The sequence below is a fragment of the Pseudomonas danubii genome (assembly GCF_042980055.1).
GTDB lineage: Bacteria > Pseudomonadota > Gammaproteobacteria > Pseudomonadales > Pseudomonadaceae > Aquipseudomonas > Aquipseudomonas danubii.
In genome coordinates this window covers 4,262,809-4,278,388 of sequence record NZ_CP116502.1, presented here as the reverse complement: position 1 = coordinate 4,278,388, position 15,580 = coordinate 4,262,809, and the positions used below count along the sequence as shown (strand labels likewise).

Here is a 15,580-nt window from a genome sequence, read left to right as displayed (position 1 = left end):
CCTGCTCCTACGGGCGAGACACGCAAACTCCCTGTAGGAGTCGGCTTGCCGGCGAAGAGGCCCGCAAGCCCTGCATCGCCCTCAAGGACCTCTTCGCTGGCAAGCCAGCTCCTACTGGTGCGCGGGCGGGGCACAAGGCATTATCAGCGCGGCCAACAACAAGAACAGTCCCGCGCCATGAGTCGAACCGGCAAGATCAGCGACCCCTCCTACGAGTTGATGGACGACCATAACGGCCTGTCGATCATCTATCGCCAGCACGGCTTCCCCTGCCCCCTGGTGCGCTGGCACTTCCACAAGGAATACGAACTGCACCTGATCGTCGCCAGCTCCGGCAAGGTGTTCATCGGCGACTACATTGGCAACTTCTATCCGCAGACGCTGTTCCTGACCGGCCCCAACCTGCCCCACAACTGGATCAGCCAGGTGGCCGAGGACGAGGTCGTGGCCAAGCGCGACATGCTGGTGAACTTCACCGACGAACTGTTCGACAGCGGCAGCCAGGTGTTCACCGAACTGAAGAACCTCAGCCCGCTGCTGGAGCGGGCGCAATACGGTATCGAGTTCCGCTGCAAGCACACCATCGCCCAGGCCCTGCCCCTGATGCAGCGCATTGCCGATTCCAGCGGCATCACCCGCCTCGGCCACTTTTTCATCCTCATGGAACTGCTGGCGGCCTGCGACGACTATCAACTGCTGTCCGGCGCCACCCGCGTGCAACTGGCGGATGAACACAGTGTCGACCGCACCAACCGTGCCGTGGACTACATCTTTGCCCACTACGCCCGAGAGCTGCCCCTGGAGGAAGTGGCCCAGTACCTGGGGATGAAGCCCACCTACTTCTCCCGGGTGTTCAAACAGGCCACGGGGCGCTGCTTCATCGAGTTCGTCAATCGCCTGCGGATCAGCAAATCCTGCGAACTGCTGGCCGATGGCGACAAACCGGTGACCGACGTGTGCTTCGAGTCGGGATTCAACAACATCTCCAACTTCAATCGCCGCTTCCAGCAACTCAAGGGCATGACCCCTTCCCATTACCGCCGCCTGGCGGTGCAACGCCTGACCGAGCAGAACCTGGGCTGATCGCCCCGCCCCGTAGCAGTTGGCTTGCCAGCGAAGGCGCTCCAACGTCCTGCACAAGGCTCAGGGGCCCCTTCGCCGGCAAGCCGGCTCCTACAGAGCGCGAACACTGGTAAATAAATCTCGTTCAGCTTTCGTTCAGCAGATGTCAATGATCTTCATTTGGCAATGAGTATCATTATGTTACAAGTTAGCTCCCTACCCATTGCCCCGCCGGTGCTGAATGCTTGTTCCATTTCTGATCATGCTGCGCGAAGGGATTGAAGCCGCGCTTATCGTTGGCATCATCGCCAGTTACCTGAAGCAGACCGGCCGTGGCCAGTGGATGCCCGCGGTGTGGATCGGAGTGTTTCTCGCCGCGGCCCTGGCCCTGCTGGTGGGCGGCGGCCTGGAGCTGATGAGCGCCGAATTCCCGCAAAAGCAGCAGGAACTCTTCGAGGGCATCGTCGGCCTGGTGGCCGTAGGCATTCTCAGTTCCATGGTGTTCTGGATGCGCAAGGTGGCGCGCTCGATCAAGCACTCCCTGCACGCCTCCCTGGACCAGGCCCTGGCCGGCTCCCGGCATCAGGTCGCCGCACTGATTGCCATGGTGTTCTTCGCCGTCGCCCGGGAAGGCCTGGAAACCGTGTTCTTCCTGCTGGCGGTGTTCCAGCAGAGCGAAGGCCCGGGCGCGCCGCTCGGCGCCCTGCTGGGGCTGATCGTGGCGATCATCGTCGGTTTCCTGATCTATACCGGCAGCATGCGCTTGAACCTCGGCGCATTTTTCCGCTGGACCGGGCTGTTCATCCTGGTGGTGGCCGCCGGCATCCTCGCCAACTCGGTGCAGGCCCTGCATGAAGCCGGGGTCTGGAACCACCTGCAGAGCGTGCTCTTCGATGTCAGCGCCAGCCTGCCCATGGATGGCCCTTTGGGCTCGGTGCTGGCCGGCATGTTCGGCTACCAGGACGCCCCCACCCTCAGCACCTTAGGCGCCTATGTGCTGTACCTGGGCGTGACCCTGGTGCTGTTCTTCCTGCCCGGTGGCGCCCCGGCCAAGGCGCCCGGCTCAGCATCTTCCGTTTCCAGTCAGTAAGGCTCCCTCAATGACCCAGCAAGCCTCTCCCCAGGCCTCGCCGCCCCGCGCCTTGCGCTGGGCGGTTGCCGGCTCGGTGATCGTCATGATCGCCGCCGGCGGGCTGTTCTATTACGCCTCGCAACGGGCCGCCAGCAAGCGCCAGGCCCACCAGGGCGAAATCACCGTGACCCTCCATCCCCACAGCTGTGAGCCCAACGCGCTGACGGTGCCGGCAGGCCACGCCAGCTTTCGCATCGTCAACCGCTCGGACCGCGCCGTGGAATGGGAAATCCTCGATGGCGTGCTGGTGGTCGAGGAGCGGGAGAACATCGCTCCGGGCCTGAGCCAGGTGATCAACGCCACCCTGCAACCGGGTGATTACGCCATCACGTGCGGGTTGCTGAGCAATCCGCGCGGCACCCTGCACGTGACCCCGACCGCGCAGTCCGAGGCCCAGGCCAAGGCCCGGCCTTCGATGGTGGCCTTTATCGGCCCACTGGCGGAATTCCGGGTTTACCTGAGCACCCAGGGCAATGCCCTGATCAAGGCGGTGAACGCTCTGCAACAGGCCATCGATGCCGGTGACCTGAAGCAGGCACAAGCCCTGTACCTGCCGGCCCGCGCCGCCTACCAGCAACTGGCCCCGGCCGCCCAGCGCCTGGCCGAGCTGGACAACGCGATCAACGCCCGCGCCGACTATTTCGAACAGCGGGAACAGGACCCGGGCTTCAGTGGCTTCCACCGCCTGGAATACGGCCTGTTCCAGAAACGCGACCTGGCCGGCCTGGCTCCGGTCGCGAAGCAGCTGTCCAGCGACGTCTCGCGCCTCAAGGAGCAACTGCTGGCCCAAACCCTGGCGCCGGAACAACTGGTGAGCATCGTCGCACGCAACCTGCGCAGCCTTGCCGACCTGCGGGCCAGCAGCGGCGAGGAAGAACGCTACAGCCACAGCGACCTCAACGGCTTTGCCGCCAACCTGGCAACCACCCGCAAGGTCATCGACCTGCTGCGCCCCTTGCTGGCCAAGTCCGCTGCCCGGTTGTTGCCCCAGGTCGACAACGCCGCCAATGCACTGGACACCCGGCTCGCCAGCCTGCGCGACGACGCCGGCTACCTGGACTACGACAAGGTCAGCGCCGCACAACGCAAAGAGATCGCCGACAAGGCCAAGGCCCTGGCCGACGCTCTCGACGCCATCGATCCCGCACTCGGCCTCTCCGGCCTGTAACCAGACGAGTTTTCAATGAACGATTCCGATCCATCCAACCCGTGCTTTTCCGCCCAGCGCCGGCGCGTGCTGCTGGGCATGGGCGCCGCCGGAGTGGCCCTGGCCGGCAGCAGCCTGAGTGGCCCGGCCATGGCCGCCGGCGCCGCAGCCCAGGTCACCCAGGCCCCCAGCAGCGACAGGACCCAGGACCGCCACGACTACCACGGCCAGCACCAGAGCGGCATCGTCACCCCGCGCCCGACCTCGGGCATGCTGGTGTCCTTCGATGTGCTGGCCAGCGACCGCGACGACCTGGAGCGACTGTTCCGTACCCTCGACGAACGCATCGCCTTTCTCATGAGCGGCGGGCCGGTGGCCCAAGTCGACCCGAAACTGCCGCCCCTGGATTCCGACATCCTCGGCCCGGTAGTGACCCCGGACAACCTGACCATCACCGTGTCGGTGGGCGAATCGTTGTTCGACGAACGTTTTGGCCTGGCCGCCGCCAAACCCAAGCGCCTGATCCGCATGGTGGGTTTTCCCAACGATGCCCTGGAGCCGGCCTGCTGCCATGGCGACCTGAGCCTGCAGTTCTGCTCCAACACCGCCGACACCAATATCCACGCCCTGCGCGACATCGTGAAAAACCTCCCCGACCTCTTGCTGGTGCGCTGGAAGCAGGAAGGCAGCGTGCCGCCCCAGGCGCCGGCCAAGCCCGGGGAGCCAGCGCAGAGCGCGCGCAACTTCCTGGGCTTTCGCGACGGCTCGGCCAACCCCGACTCCAATGACCAGCAAGCCATGCAGCAGATCGTCTGGGTCCAACCCGGCAGCGACGAACCGGCCTGGGCAACCCACGGCAGCTACCAGGCGGTACGGATCATCCGCAATTTTGTCGAGCGCTGGGACCGCACCCCGCTGCAGGAGCAGGAAAGCATCATCGGCCGGATCAAGACCACGGGCGCGCCCATGGATGGCCAGAAAGAAAGCCAGGTCCCCGACTACGCCCGGGACCCCCACGGCAAGCTGACCAAGCTCGATGCCCACATCCGCCTGGCCAACCCGCGCACCCCACAGACCCGGCAAAACCTGATCCTGCGCCGGCCGTTCAACTACTCCAATGGGGTCAACAAGAACGGCCAGCTGGATATGGGCCTGCTGTTCATCTGCTACCAGGCGGACCTGGAAAAAGGCTTTATCGCGGTCCAGACCCGCCTCAACGGCGAGCCTCTGGAGGAGTACCTCAAGCCTACCGGTGGCGGCTACTTCTTCAGCTTGCCGGGGGTCACTGGCGCCGGCGATTTCATCGGTCGCTCGTTGCTCGAAGCCACCCGACCGAACACCAGCGCCTGACCCCCATGACACTTCAACCCCCACGGAAAAGTCCCATGAAAAAGTCGCCCCTCGCTGTGTTGCTGACCCTTGGCTTGCTCCACGCTCCGCTGTCGGCGTTCGCCGCCGCTGCGCCCCTGGAGCTGGTGGGGCCGATCTCCGACTACAAGATCTACGTCACCGAGCAGCTCGATGAACTGGCCAGCCACACCCAGCAATTCACCGATGCGGTGAAACAGGGCGACCTGGCCAGCGCCAGGAAGCTCTACGCACCGACCCGGGTCTACTACGAGTCGATCGAACCCATCGCCGAACTCTTCAGCGACCTGGACGCCGCCATCGACTCCCGGGTCGACGACCACGAGCAAGGCGTCAAGGCCGAAGACTTCACCGGCTTCCACCGCCTGGAATATTCGCTGTTCTCGGAAAACAGCACCGAAGGCCTGGGCGAGCTCGCCGACGGCCTGAACAAGGACGTCAAGGACCTGCAGACCCGCGTCGCCGGCCTGACCTTCCCACCGGAAAAGGTCGTGGGGGGTGCCGCCGCCCTGCTGGAGGAAGTGGCCGCGACCAAGATCTCCGGAGAAGAAGACCGCTACAGCCACACCGACCTCTACGACTTCCAGGGCAACATCGACGGCGCAAAGAAAATCGTCGACCTGTTCCGTGGGCAGATCGCGAAACAGGACCCGGCCTTTGTCGCCAAGGTGGACAAGAACTTCGCCACGGTGAACAAGATCCTCGCCAAGTACAAAACCCCGGACGGCGGCTTCATGACCTACGACAAGGTCAAGGAAAACGACCGCAAGGCCCTGATCGGTCCGGTCAACACCCTGGCCGAAGACCTCTCCACCCTGCGCGGCAAACTGGGCCTGAACTGAGCCCGCCCTCACCAGAGCCAGCTCATGCAGGAGTTGGCTGGTGCAGGAGTTGGCTGGCCAGCCAAAGCGACGCCCAGAACAACACAGGCCGCAATTGCCTCTTCGTCCTGGTCGCCCGCTTCGCCGACAAGCCGGCGCCTGAAGGGTGCTGCCATCACCGACGCAGATAAGGCTGGGCGGTTGCCCGTTATCCCGATAACGTTCACGGCCCAACGGCTTTCATGGAAGACCCACTATGTCTCGCTCCACAGCAGCGGCCACGCCGCTGGCTGCCAAACCCTTCTCGCTGCTGCCGCTGATGGCCGCCTACATGGCCTGCACCATGTCGATGATGGCCTTCGTCTCGCTGATCGGTCCGATCTCCCGGGCCCTGCATCTGGAAACCTGGCATGCGGGCGCCGCCGTGACCGTTTCCGGGGTGATCTGGATGCTCCTGGCGCGCCCCTGGGGCCAGGCCAGTGACCGCTTCGGCCGGCGTCGGGTACTGCTGCTGGGCACGGCCGGCTTCACCCTCGCCTACTGGGCCCTGTGCCTGTTCATCGACCTGTCGCTGCAGTCGCTGCCCAGCGTCGCCATGGCCTTTCTCGGCCTGATGCTTGGCCGCGGGCTGATCGGTGCCTTTTATGCGGCGATCCCGGTGGGCGGCTTCGCCCTGATCGCCGATAACGTCGAACCCCAGCACCGCGCCCGCGCCATGGCCACCCTGGGCGCCGCCAACGCCGTGGGCTTGGTGGTGGGGCCTGCGGTGGCCGCCTTGCTGGCCCGCTACAGCCTCAGCCTGCCGTTCTACGCCATGGCGGTGCTGCCGCTGCTGGCATTTGTGGTGCTGCGCTACCAGTTGCCGCGCCAGGAACTGCACCTGGCCCATGCCCCGACGCGGGTGCGCCTGGGCGACCCACGGCTGCGCCGGCCCATGGTGGTGGCCTTTGTCGCCATGCTCTGTGTGTCGATTGCCCAGATCACCGTCAGCTTCTATGCCCTGGACCGGCTGCGCATGAGCCCCGCCGATGCCGCCCAGACGGCCGGGGTGGCCCTGGCCATGGTCGGCGTGGCACTGATCTGCGCGCAATTGGTGGTGCGCAAGCTGGAATGGCCGCCGCTGCGGATGATCCGCTACGGCGCCCTGCTGTCGGCGCTGGGCTATGCCGGCAGCATGCTGGTGGACAGTGCCTGGGGCCTGTGGCTGGCGTTCTTTGTCTCGGCGGCGGGCATGGGTGGGGTGTTTCCATCGTTCTCGGCCCTGGCGGCCAACGCCGTAGAGGCCTCGGAACAGGGCGCGACGGCTGGCAGCATCGGCGCGGCCCAGGGCCTGGGCGTGGTCATCGGCCCCATGGCCGGCAGCCTGATCTACGCCATCGAACCGCGCCTGCCCTACCTGCTCGCGGCGGTGTTGCTGGTACTGATCGCCATCTGGCCAACCCCCCGATCCCTGTAGCCGCTGCCGCAGGCTGCGAACGGCTCTGCAGGAGGCGTCGTTCTTCGGAACGCTGAAGGTCCTGCGGACCTTTGCGCAGCCTCGCAGGCTCGGCAGCGGCTACAGGTGTTATCGCAGAGCTTTTGTAGCCGCTGCCGCAGGCTGCGAACGGCTCTGCAGGAGGCGTCGTTCCTCGGGGCGCTGAAGGTCCTGCGGACCTTTGCGCAGCCTCGCAGGCTCGGCAGCGGCTACAGGCTACAGCATGCGGTAGAGCAGGCGTTCGATGCGCACCCGGCTGACCCGACGCAGGAACTTGCCCACCGCCTCGGGGTAGTCCACCAGGCTGTCCAGGTACTGGAAGTGCTCGATGCGCCGGGTATGGCGGTAGATCTCGGCCTGTTCGGCACGACGCGCCTCCAGCAACTCGCCCTTGGGATCGTCCAGCAACAGGGCGTTCTCCAGGTCCAGGCGGAAGGCCCGGGGATTGAGGTTGTTGCCGGTAAGCAAGGTGTAGCGCTCATCCACCCACAGGCCCTTGAGGTGGTAGGTGTTGTCGCCGTCACGCCACAGGTGCAGGTTGAGCAGGCCGCTGTCGATGACTTTCTGGTGGCGCTTGGCAAAGCGTCGCAGGCTGATCTCGTACAGGTAAGGCAGGGCCGCGATGACCTTGAACGGCTCGCTGGGCGGGATATAGAAGTCGTTGGCGGTCTTGTCGCCGACAATGATGTCGATCTTCACCCCGCGCTCCAGGGCCCGATTGATTTCCCGGGTCACCACCAAGGGCAGGTTGAAATACGGGGTGCAGATGGTCAGTTGCTGGCGGGCCCCGGCGATCAGTTCGCAGATGATCCGGTTCAGCGGGTTGCCCTTGCCGACGCCTAGCAACGGACTGACCGACAGCCCGCTCTTGTCCAGGCCACCAGCGGTGGTGTCGTAGGTGGCGTGCTTGAGGCGACTGCGCAGGTCACCGATGTCGTTACGCAGACTGCGGGTGGTCGGCAGGTTCGGCAGGTCCAGGCGATGTACCGCCCGCGACGCCACCAGGCCGTGCTGCACCAGATGGTGCATGGAGTCGGCCAGGGCGCGGTTGTGCAGCAGGTGGTAACGGTCGAAGCGGTACTTGTCGAACTTGTGCAGGTACACGTTGTTCAGGCTGGCGCCGCTGTAAAGCACGCAATCGTCGATCACGAAGCCCTTGAGGTGCAGGACCCCGAACAGCTCCCGGGTCTGCACCGGCACGCCGTAGATCGGCACTTCGGTGGCGTGGGTACGGGTCATTTCCTGATACCAGGCCGAGTTGCCCGGCTGCTTGCCGGCGCCGATCAGGCCGCGCTGGGCCCGCAGCCAGTCCACCACCACAAGCACCTCGAGTTCCGGGCGCGCGGCCTTGGCGGCATGCAAGGCATCGAGGATTTCCTGACCGGCCTCATCCTGCTGCAGGTACAGCGCGACGATATAGATGCGCCGCCGGGCCTGGGCAATTTGCTCCAGCAGAGTGCGACGAAATTGCGCAGCGCCAGTCAGAGTGGTGAAGGCTTCGGCAGCCAGGGGGAAGCTACGCAGTTTGGGCAGCAAGGAACGTTTGAAAAGCGACGGCATAGGGCTCGCAGTGGCTCAAATCCAAAGAGCGCAAGAGCTTACACCATGGAACAGGCTGAGTCCCCTGTCAGCCCGTTCTGAAGTAACCGGCTTGCTGGCGCAAAGCATCTTGAGTCTTGCACTGCCCTGGAAATTACCTTGGCCGGCAAGCCAGCACTTGTGAGAAAGACCGCTGAATATAAAAGTTTGAATAACAGGATTGACCAAGGAGAACGATCGTTCTACTCTTTGCGCCATGAACGAAATCACTCCCTCTGAAACACGCGACATCATCCTCGACGTCACCGAGAAGCTGATCTACAAGAGCGGCATTGCCGCCACTGGCATGGATCTGTTGGTGAAGACCGCCGGGGTCTCGAGAAAGAGCGTCTATCGCTATTTCAGCAACAAGGATGAACTGGTGGTGGCCGCCCTGGAACGTCGCGACCAGCGCTGGATGCACTGGTACAGGACTGAAGTGGGCAAGGCCGAAGGCTCTGCACAGCGGCTGCTGGCGCTGTTCAGCGTACTCAGGGACTGGTTCGGGTCCGAAGGTTTCCGCGGCTGCGCCTTTATCAACACCAGCGGCGAGACCGGCGATCCCCAGGACCCGGTGCGCCAGGTGGCCAAACAACATAAACAGAAACTGCTCGATTACGTGACCGAGCTTTGCCAGGAACATGGCGTGCAACATCCAAAGGAACTGGCAGCGCAACTGCTGATCCTGATCGATGGCGCCATTACCGTTGCCCTTGTCATGGGCGATCACAGTGCTGCTGATAATGCGCAATGCATGGCGCGAAAGTTATTGGACCTCTGATTGTTTTAAACAAGAGCAACTGCTTTGTTTGAACAGCAACTTTTATTGGAGACAAGTCATGTCGTCTAACGCTCAAGTGCGCCCGCCCCTTCCACCTTTCACTCGCGAGTCGGCGATTGAAAAGATCCGTCTGGCCGAAGATGGCTGGAACTCCCGGGACCCGGAACGGGTATCCCTGGCGTACACCCTGGACACCCAATGGCGCAACCGCGCCGAGTTTGCCCACAACCGCGAAGAGGCCAAGGCCTTCCTCGCCCGCAAATGGGCCAAGGAACTGGATTACCGCCTGATCAAGGAACTCTGGGCCTTTACCGACAACCGCATCGCCGTGCGCTACGCCTATGAATGGCATGACGACTCGGGCAACTGGTTCCGCTCCTACGGCAACGAGAACTGGGAGTTCGACGAACAAGGGCTGATGGCCCGGCGTTTTGCCTGCGTCAACGACATGCCGATCAAGGCAACCGAGCGCAAATTCCACTGGCCCCTGGGCCGGCGCCCGGATGACCATCCAGGCCTCAGCGACCTAGGCCTGTAACCCACCCGCCCCTGTAGTAGCTGGCTTACCAGCGAAAGCGTCCTCAAGCCTTGCACAAGACCTAGGGGCCCTTTCGCCGGCAAGCCGGCTCCTACAAGCAACCTCGCACAACACCTTCCCGTAGGAGCTGGCTTGCCAGTGAAGGCGTCTTCGAGGGCGATGCAAGGCTTGCGGGCCTCTTCGCCGGCAAGCAACACGCCATTCAAGCTGCGGCTTCTTGCTCCTTGAGCAGGGCCTGGGCTTCCAGTTCGCGCACCAACGGCAGTACGCGCTGGCCGAAATACTCAACCTCCTCCTGAAAATGCAGGAAGCCCGCCAGGACCAGATCCACCCCCACCGCCTTCAAGGCGACAATCCGTTGGGCAATCTGCTGCGGGGTGCCAATCAGGTTGGTCTTGAAGCCGTCGTTGTATTGCACCAGATCCTCGAAACTGGACTTGGCCCAGTTGCCCTCACCGTCCGGTGAGGCCTTGCCGGCCTGCTTGGCCGCATCGCCAAAGGCATTCACCGCCTCCGGATCGGCCTTGTCGATGATTTCCGCCAGCACCGCCCGGGCTTCTTCCTCGGTGTCCCGGGCGATCACAAAGGCATTCACCCCGACTTTCACCGAATGCTGGTTGGCGGCGGCCTTGGCACGAATATCGTCAACCTGGGCCTTGATGCCCTCCACGCTGTTGCCATTGGTGAAGTACCAGTCCGACACCCTCGCGGCCATGTCCCGAGCCGCCCGCGAACTGCCGCCCTGGAAGATTTCCGGTTGCCCCAGGGGCTTGGGTTTGAGGCTGTAATTGTCGAAGCGATAGAAGTCCCCCTTGAAGGTGAAGTGGTCCTGGCTCCAGATCCCGCGCAGGGAACGGATGAACTCCTCGGAACGGCGATAACGCTCATCGTGTTCGAGCCAATGCTCGCCGATGGCCTGGAACTCGCCCTTGAACCAGCCGCTGACAATGTTTACCGCGATGCGGCCGTTGGTCAGTTGATCGATGGTCGCCAGTTGCTTGGCCGCCAGGGCCGGTTGCCAGGGCCCGGGCAGGATCGCCGCGATCACCTTGAGCTTGTCGGTTGCCGCCAACAGCGCATGGCTGAAGGCCACCGACTCATGCTGGTATTCAGCGCCGTAACCGGCGGTGAAGCGGATCTGCGTCAGGGCATATTCAAAGCCCGCCGCTTCGGCGATCTGCGCCAGCTTGCGGTTGTAGTCGATGCCCCAGTGGGTGCGCTGTTCGATCTTGCTCACCACCAGCCCGCCACTGACGTTAGGCACCCAATACGCAAATTTGACGGCTTGCTGACTCATGGTTCGGTCCTCGGACTGATTAAGGTGCAAGGACCAGAGCAGCAAGCGTGCCAGCGCCCGACAGCACCAGCGCAAGCCTTGTTCCGGAGCCCGGGCAAGGCACAGGCCCGCGGCGCAGGACCAGGCCCGCAGCGGCTTGCCAGGGTTGCAGGGGCGACTTCGTTGCCCCTGCAAGCGCCACTTGCAACAGCTGCGACAGGCCATCCAAAAAACCTGCAATCAACCGATTTGTTGATCAACTGTTGCCCGGACAACAGTTGCCGGATGCTCGTCCCCGCCCGCGCCCAGGCAAACCGGCACTGGGGATTCCGGCATGCTGTGTGCAATCAGCTTCGACACCTACTGTTTTTTACTGCCTGCCCCAGGAGCCACACCATGACCGAACATCAGGTAATCAATCCGCTGTCCGTAGGCGTCGACTACGAAGCCCTGGCCGAGCGCTTCCGGCCAATCTTCCAGAAGATCGCCGCCGGTGCCGTGGAGCGCGAGCACAGCCGCACCTTGCCTTATGAACCTATCCAATGGCTCAAGGAGGCCGGCTTCGGCGCGCTGCGGGTGCCGGTGGAATACGGTGGTGGCGGCGCCTCCCTGCCCCAGCTGTTTCAACTGCTGATCGAGCTGGCCGAGGCCGATGCCAATGTACCCCAGGCCCTGCGCGGGCACTTCGCCTTTGCCGAGGATCGCCTCAATGCGCCCCCTGGCCCGGCCCGGGACCTGTGGTTCAAGCGTTTTGTCGAGGGCGATATCGTCGGCTGCGCCTGGACTGAAATCGGCGCGGTGGAGATTGGTCAGGTGATCACCAAGGTGACGCCGGACGGCGAAAAATGGCGCCTCAATGGCGAAAAGTTCTACAGCACCGGCAGCATTTTCTCCGACTGGATCGATGTCTACGCCCAGCGCAGCGATACCGGCGGCGATGTGATTGCCGCCGTAAGGACTCGCCAGAGCGGCATCCAGCAGAGCGATGACTGGGACGGTTTCGGCCAGCGCACCACCGGCAGTGGCACCTCGCGCTTTACCGACGCCGAAGTGGAGGCCGAGAACATCATCGACTTCGCCACCCGCTTCAAATACCAGACCGCCTTCTATCAACTGGTGCTGCTGGCGACCCTGTCCGGGATCGGCCGCGCCGCGCTGCGCGATGTGGCTCACGAAGTGCGGTTGCGCAAACGCATCTACAGCCATGGCAACGCACCGCAGGTCAGCGCAGACGCCCAGGTGCAGCAGGTGGTGGGCGAGATTGCAGCCCTGGTGTATGCCGCCGAGGCGGCGACAGTACGGGCAGCAGCGCCGGCGCAACGGGCGTACCTGGCGCGCTTTGCTGGGGATCAGGTGAAGGAACGTGAAGCCAATGTGGCCGCGGAAATCGAATCGGCCACGGCCCAGGTGGTGGTGAGCGAACTGATCCAGCGCGCCACCAGCGAACTGTTCAATGCCCTGGGGGCTTCGGACATTCGCCAGGGCAAGGCCCTGGATCGGCATTGGCGCAATGCGCGGACCGTGTCGTCCCATAACCCGGTGATCTACAAGGCGCGGATTGTCGGTGACTGGCGTATCAACGGCAGCGAACCGCCTTTTGTCTGGCAGATCGGCAACGGCCCGCAACGCTGACCCTTCCCTGCACCGTCCGTAGGAGCTGGCTTGCCAGCGAAGGCGCCCTCCGGTGGTGCCACAAGGCTCAAGGGCCCATTCGCCGGCAAGCCGGCTCCTACGCTTTCCGGGCCCTGCGCCGTCCGTAGGAGCTGGCTTGCCAGCGAAGGCGCCCTCTGATCGTGCGCAAGACTCAGGGGCTCACTCGCCGGCAAGCCGGCTCCTACGATAGGGGTATCAGACCAAGGTCGAGGCGGTCGCGCAGCGGGCGGGGTTGCAGGTAAGATGGCGATCTTTCGCGCAGCCCCCTTTGCGCTTCCCGCCGAACAATAAGCCGAATCCATGCCCTTCGAACTCAGCGTAGACCTGACCACCCTCGCCATTCTCGCCCTCGTAGCATTCATCGCCGGTTTCATCGACGCCATCGCTGGCGGCGGCGGGCTGCTCACCACGCCGGCCCTGCTGACGGCCGGGCTGCCGCCGCACTTGGTCCTGGGTACCAACAAGCTCAGTTCGACCTTCGGTTCCGCCACCGCCAGCTTCACCTTCTATCGCCGCAAGCTGTTCCACCCCCGCCAATGGACCCACGCCATTGTCGGCACCCTGGTGGGGGCGCTGACCGGGGCCATCGTCGCCCATTACCTGCCGGCCGAGTGGCTGAACAAGATGCTGCCGGTGATCGTCTTCGCCTGTGGCCTGTACCTGCTGTTCGGCGGCACCCCCAAGGCGCCGCTGGACAGCGACGCACCGATCAAGAAGAAGTGGCAATCGAGCCAGGGCTTCAGCCTGGGCTTCTATGACGGCGTGGCCGGGCCCGGCACCGGGGCGTTCTGGACCGTGAGCAGCCTGCTGCTCTACCCCATCGACCTGGTCAAGGCTAGCGGCGTGGCCCGCAGCATGAACTTCGTCAGCAACATCGCAGCGCTGTCGGTGTTCGTGTTCTCCGGGCAGGTGGACTGGATCATCGGCCTGTGCATGGGCCTGTCGGTGATGGTCGGTGCGTTCTTCGGCGCACGCACCGCCATCAGCGGTGGTGCCAAGTTCATTCGCCCGGTGTTCATCACCGTGGTCCTGGGGTTGACCGTACGCCTAGCCTGGCAGCACTGGTTCAGCGTGGCCTAGACGGCGCGCCACATAGAGGTCGATCAGGTAGCGGGCAATCGAGCGCGAGGCCGGCAACGGCGGCAGCGCGTGCACGTTGAACCACTGGGCATCCTCGATCTCGTCTTCCTGGGGGATGATCTCGCCAGCGGCGTATTCGGCATGGAAGCCCAGCATCATCGAATGCGGGAACGGCCAGCACTGACTGCCCACGTACTGGATGTTCCTGACCTCGATGCTCACCTCCTCCCGCACCTCGCGGATCAGGCAATCCTCCGCCGACTCACCGGGCTCGGCAAAGCCGGCCAGGGTGCTGTAGACACCCGTAACGAAACGCGGAGAGCGGGCCAGAAGAATCTCGTCGCCCCGGGTGATCAGCACGATCATGCTCGGTGAAATGCGCGGATAGGCCCGCAGATCGCAGGGCTCGCAATACATTGCCCGCTCCCCCGGCACTTGCCGCGTGGCTCGGCCGCAACTGCCGCAAAAGCGATGCTCCCGGGCCCAGGTGCCGATCTGTGCGGCGTAGCCCAGGACCTTGTACAGGGTGTGATCGCCCTCCAGCATGAAGGCTCGCAGGCTTTTCCAGCGACAGCCCGGCACCTCGGCGCGGCCACTGAGTTCCAGCAGGTACACCGGCTCGCCATCGAGGTGGCCGATGCCGTGTTCCGCCAGCAGCGGCAGGTCCTGGCCCTTGAGCCAGTGCCGCGGAAACAGCGCGCCGTTGTCGTCATGGAGAAAACCTTCCGGGCCGCGGGCCACGGCCCAGCCGCCAGGAAGGTCGGTGTCGAGTACTGCAGTGGTCCAGCGTGCAATCATCGTCAATCAATCCAGAAATTCGGGTTTCTGTTTGCTCATGTGGGCGGCAATGGCCACACGCAAGTCGTTGGACTGCAACATGGCGGCGTTCCAGGTGGCGACATATTCCAGGCCGTCATCGATCCGGTGGTCACGCATGTAGCTGAGCATTTCCTTGGTGCCGCTGACCGCGATCGGCGATTTGGCGGCAATCTCCCGGGCAATCTCCATGACCCCGTCCAGCAGGCTGGCGGCATCGCTGTAGGTGCGGTTGACCAGGCCGATGCTGCGCGCTTCCTCGGCACCGAAGGTGCGCCCAGTGTAGGCCAGCTCGCGCAGCATGCCGTCGCCGATGATACGTGGCAAACGTTGCAATGTGCCGACATCCGCCGCCATGCCGATATCGATTTCCTTGATGGAGAACTGGGCATCGTCAGCGGCATAGCGCATGTCGCAGGCGCTGATCAGGTCGATGGCGCCCCCCAGGCAATAGCCCTGAATCGCCGCCAGCACCGGCTTGCGGCAGTTGTCCACGGCGGTGAAGGAGGATTGCAACTGGAGAATCTTGCGCCTTAGCAGACGGGCGTTGCGGCCCACGTCCTTGCCCAGTTCGTTGGCCACGCCAGCCAGCAGCATCAGGTCTATACCTGAGGAAAAATGCTTGCCGGCGCCACTGAGCACCACCACCCGCACCGCATCGGTGTCATCGATCCAGCGGAAGATCTCGACGATCTCGCTCCAGAACGCGGCGTTCATGGCATTGATCTTTTCCGGCCGATTGATCTGCACATGGGCGATGTTGTCAGCGAGTTCGACGCGAAAGGCTTGGTATTCGGACATGGCAGTGATCCTTTACTGGGCGGAAAATGAGGGCCGAACTATAGCAAGTGGCG

14 protein-coding genes are annotated in these 15,580 nt (G+C 63.8%); 10 read left to right on the top strand and 4 right to left on the bottom strand.

What is annotated here, in order from left to right:
- The first annotated feature begins 177 nt into the window (after positions 1–177).
- The 6 genes from PFZ56_RS19825 to PFZ56_RS19800 all read left to right on the top strand — a co-directional run bounded on the left by PFZ56_RS19825 (position 178) and on the right by PFZ56_RS19800 (position 6,986).
- Positions 178–1,083: an AraC family transcriptional regulator gene (locus tag PFZ56_RS19825; RefSeq protein WP_102865190.1), complete on the top strand. Its 906-nt coding sequence runs from the start codon at positions 178–180 to the stop codon at positions 1,081–1,083.
- A gap of 220 nt (positions 1,084–1,303) precedes the next feature.
- Entirely contained in the window at positions 1,304–2,152 is an 849-nt protein-coding gene (gene efeU, locus PFZ56_RS19820; RefSeq protein ID WP_170002434.1) for an iron uptake transporter permease EfeU, read from the top strand.
- A gap of 10 nt (positions 2,153–2,162) precedes the next feature.
- On the top strand, positions 2,163–3,362 hold the full coding sequence (gene efeO, locus PFZ56_RS19815; protein WP_170002437.1) for an iron uptake system protein EfeO: 1,200 nt from the start codon (positions 2,163–2,165) through the stop codon (positions 3,360–3,362).
- Positions 3,363–3,377: 15 nt separating this feature from the next.
- Positions 3,378–4,691, top strand: a complete 1,314-nt coding sequence (gene efeB / locus PFZ56_RS19810) for an iron uptake transporter deferrochelatase/peroxidase subunit (protein ID WP_170002439.1) — start codon at positions 3,378–3,380, stop codon at positions 4,689–4,691.
- A 35-nt stretch (positions 4,692–4,726) separates the two neighbouring features.
- Positions 4,727–5,551 (top strand): iron uptake system protein EfeO, encoded by an 825-nt coding sequence (efeO, locus tag PFZ56_RS19805; RefSeq protein ID WP_110595578.1) that lies wholly within the window; start codon positions 4,727–4,729, stop codon positions 5,549–5,551.
- A 235-nt stretch (positions 5,552–5,786) separates the two neighbouring features.
- Positions 5,787–6,986 (top strand): MFS transporter, encoded by a 1,200-nt coding sequence (locus PFZ56_RS19800; RefSeq protein WP_102879606.1) that lies wholly within the window; start codon positions 5,787–5,789, stop codon positions 6,984–6,986.
- Positions 6,987–7,220: 234 nt separating this feature from the next.
- Here the strand turns inward: PFZ56_RS19800 and pssA are convergent, their stop codons facing one another.
- On the bottom strand, positions 7,221–8,564 hold the full coding sequence (pssA, locus tag PFZ56_RS19795; RefSeq protein WP_102865196.1) for a CDP-diacylglycerol--serine O-phosphatidyltransferase: 1,344 nt from the start codon (positions 8,562–8,564) through the stop codon (positions 7,221–7,223).
- A gap of 235 nt (positions 8,565–8,799) precedes the next feature.
- Here pssA and PFZ56_RS19790 point away from each other — a divergent pair, with 235 nt between their 5' ends.
- Both PFZ56_RS19790 and PFZ56_RS19785 read left to right on the top strand, forming a co-directional pair.
- Positions 8,800–9,363, top strand: coding sequence for a TetR/AcrR family transcriptional regulator (locus tag PFZ56_RS19790; protein ID WP_102865197.1), 564 nt, complete (start codon positions 8,800–8,802; stop codon positions 9,361–9,363).
- 58 nt (positions 9,364–9,421) lie between these two features.
- Entirely contained in the window at positions 9,422–9,901 is a 480-nt protein-coding gene (locus PFZ56_RS19785) for a nuclear transport factor 2 family protein (RefSeq protein ID WP_016965720.1), read from the top strand.
- Positions 9,902–10,103: 202 nt separating this feature from the next.
- On the opposite strand, the gene sfnG is transcribed toward PFZ56_RS19785, so the two are convergent.
- A complete protein-coding gene (sfnG, locus tag PFZ56_RS19780) occupies positions 10,104–11,198 on the bottom strand; it encodes a dimethylsulfone monooxygenase SfnG (protein ID WP_170002441.1) in 1,095 nt (364 codons plus the stop codon).
- Positions 11,199–11,573: 375 nt separating this feature from the next.
- Between sfnG and PFZ56_RS19775 the strand changes: the two genes are divergently transcribed.
- Positions 11,574–12,809: an acyl-CoA dehydrogenase family protein gene (locus PFZ56_RS19775; RefSeq protein ID WP_170002443.1), complete on the top strand. Its 1,236-nt coding sequence runs from the start codon at positions 11,574–11,576 to the stop codon at positions 12,807–12,809.
- 321 nt (positions 12,810–13,130) lie between these two features.
- On the top strand, positions 13,131–13,910 hold the full coding sequence (locus PFZ56_RS19770) for a TSUP family transporter (RefSeq protein WP_011061548.1): 780 nt from the start codon (positions 13,131–13,133) through the stop codon (positions 13,908–13,910).
- Here PFZ56_RS19770 and nudC read toward each other — a convergent pair.
- A complete protein-coding gene (gene nudC, locus PFZ56_RS19765; protein ID WP_102865201.1) occupies positions 13,878–14,708 on the bottom strand; it encodes an NAD(+) diphosphatase in 831 nt (276 codons plus the stop codon). The two genes, PFZ56_RS19770 and nudC, sit on opposite strands and share 33 nt — an antisense overlap.
- A 6-nt stretch (positions 14,709–14,714) precedes the next feature.
- On the bottom strand, positions 14,715–15,527 hold the full coding sequence (locus PFZ56_RS19760) for a crotonase/enoyl-CoA hydratase family protein (RefSeq protein ID WP_102865202.1): 813 nt from the start codon (positions 15,525–15,527) through the stop codon (positions 14,715–14,717).
- Positions 15,528–15,580: the final 53 nt, after the last annotated feature.

Coding starts and splice junctions, on each gene's coding strand:
- efeO (WP_110595578.1), top strand. CDS start 4,727: ATGAAAAAGTCGCCCCTCGCTGTGTTGCTGACCCTTGGCTTGCTCCAC.
- efeB (WP_170002439.1), top strand. CDS start 3,378: ATGAACGATTCCGATCCATCCAACCCGTGCTTTTCCGCCCAGCGCCGG.
- PFZ56_RS19785 (WP_016965720.1), top strand. CDS start 9,422: ATGTCGTCTAACGCTCAAGTGCGCCCGCCCCTTCCACCTTTCACTCGC.
- PFZ56_RS19790 (WP_102865197.1), top strand. CDS start 8,800: ATGAACGAAATCACTCCCTCTGAAACACGCGACATCATCCTCGACGTC.
- PFZ56_RS19770 (WP_011061548.1), top strand. CDS start 13,131: ATGCCCTTCGAACTCAGCGTAGACCTGACCACCCTCGCCATTCTCGCC.
- efeO (WP_170002437.1), top strand. CDS start 2,163: ATGACCCAGCAAGCCTCTCCCCAGGCCTCGCCGCCCCGCGCCTTGCGC.
- pssA (WP_102865196.1), bottom strand. CDS start 8,564: ATGCCGTCGCTTTTCAAACGTTCCTTGCTGCCCAAACTGCGTAGCTTC.
- PFZ56_RS19775 (WP_170002443.1), top strand. CDS start 11,574: ATGACCGAACATCAGGTAATCAATCCGCTGTCCGTAGGCGTCGACTAC.
- PFZ56_RS19760 (WP_102865202.1), bottom strand. CDS start 15,527: ATGTCCGAATACCAAGCCTTTCGCGTCGAACTCGCTGACAACATCGCC.
- sfnG (WP_170002441.1), bottom strand. CDS start 11,198: ATGAGTCAGCAAGCCGTCAAATTTGCGTATTGGGTGCCTAACGTCAGT.
- PFZ56_RS19800 (WP_102879606.1), top strand. CDS start 5,787: ATGTCTCGCTCCACAGCAGCGGCCACGCCGCTGGCTGCCAAACCCTTC.
- efeU (WP_170002434.1), top strand. CDS start 1,304: ATGCTTGTTCCATTTCTGATCATGCTGCGCGAAGGGATTGAAGCCGCG.
- nudC (WP_102865201.1), bottom strand. CDS start 14,708: ATGATTGCACGCTGGACCACTGCAGTACTCGACACCGACCTTCCTGGC.
- PFZ56_RS19825 (WP_102865190.1), top strand. CDS start 178: ATGAGTCGAACCGGCAAGATCAGCGACCCCTCCTACGAGTTGATGGAC.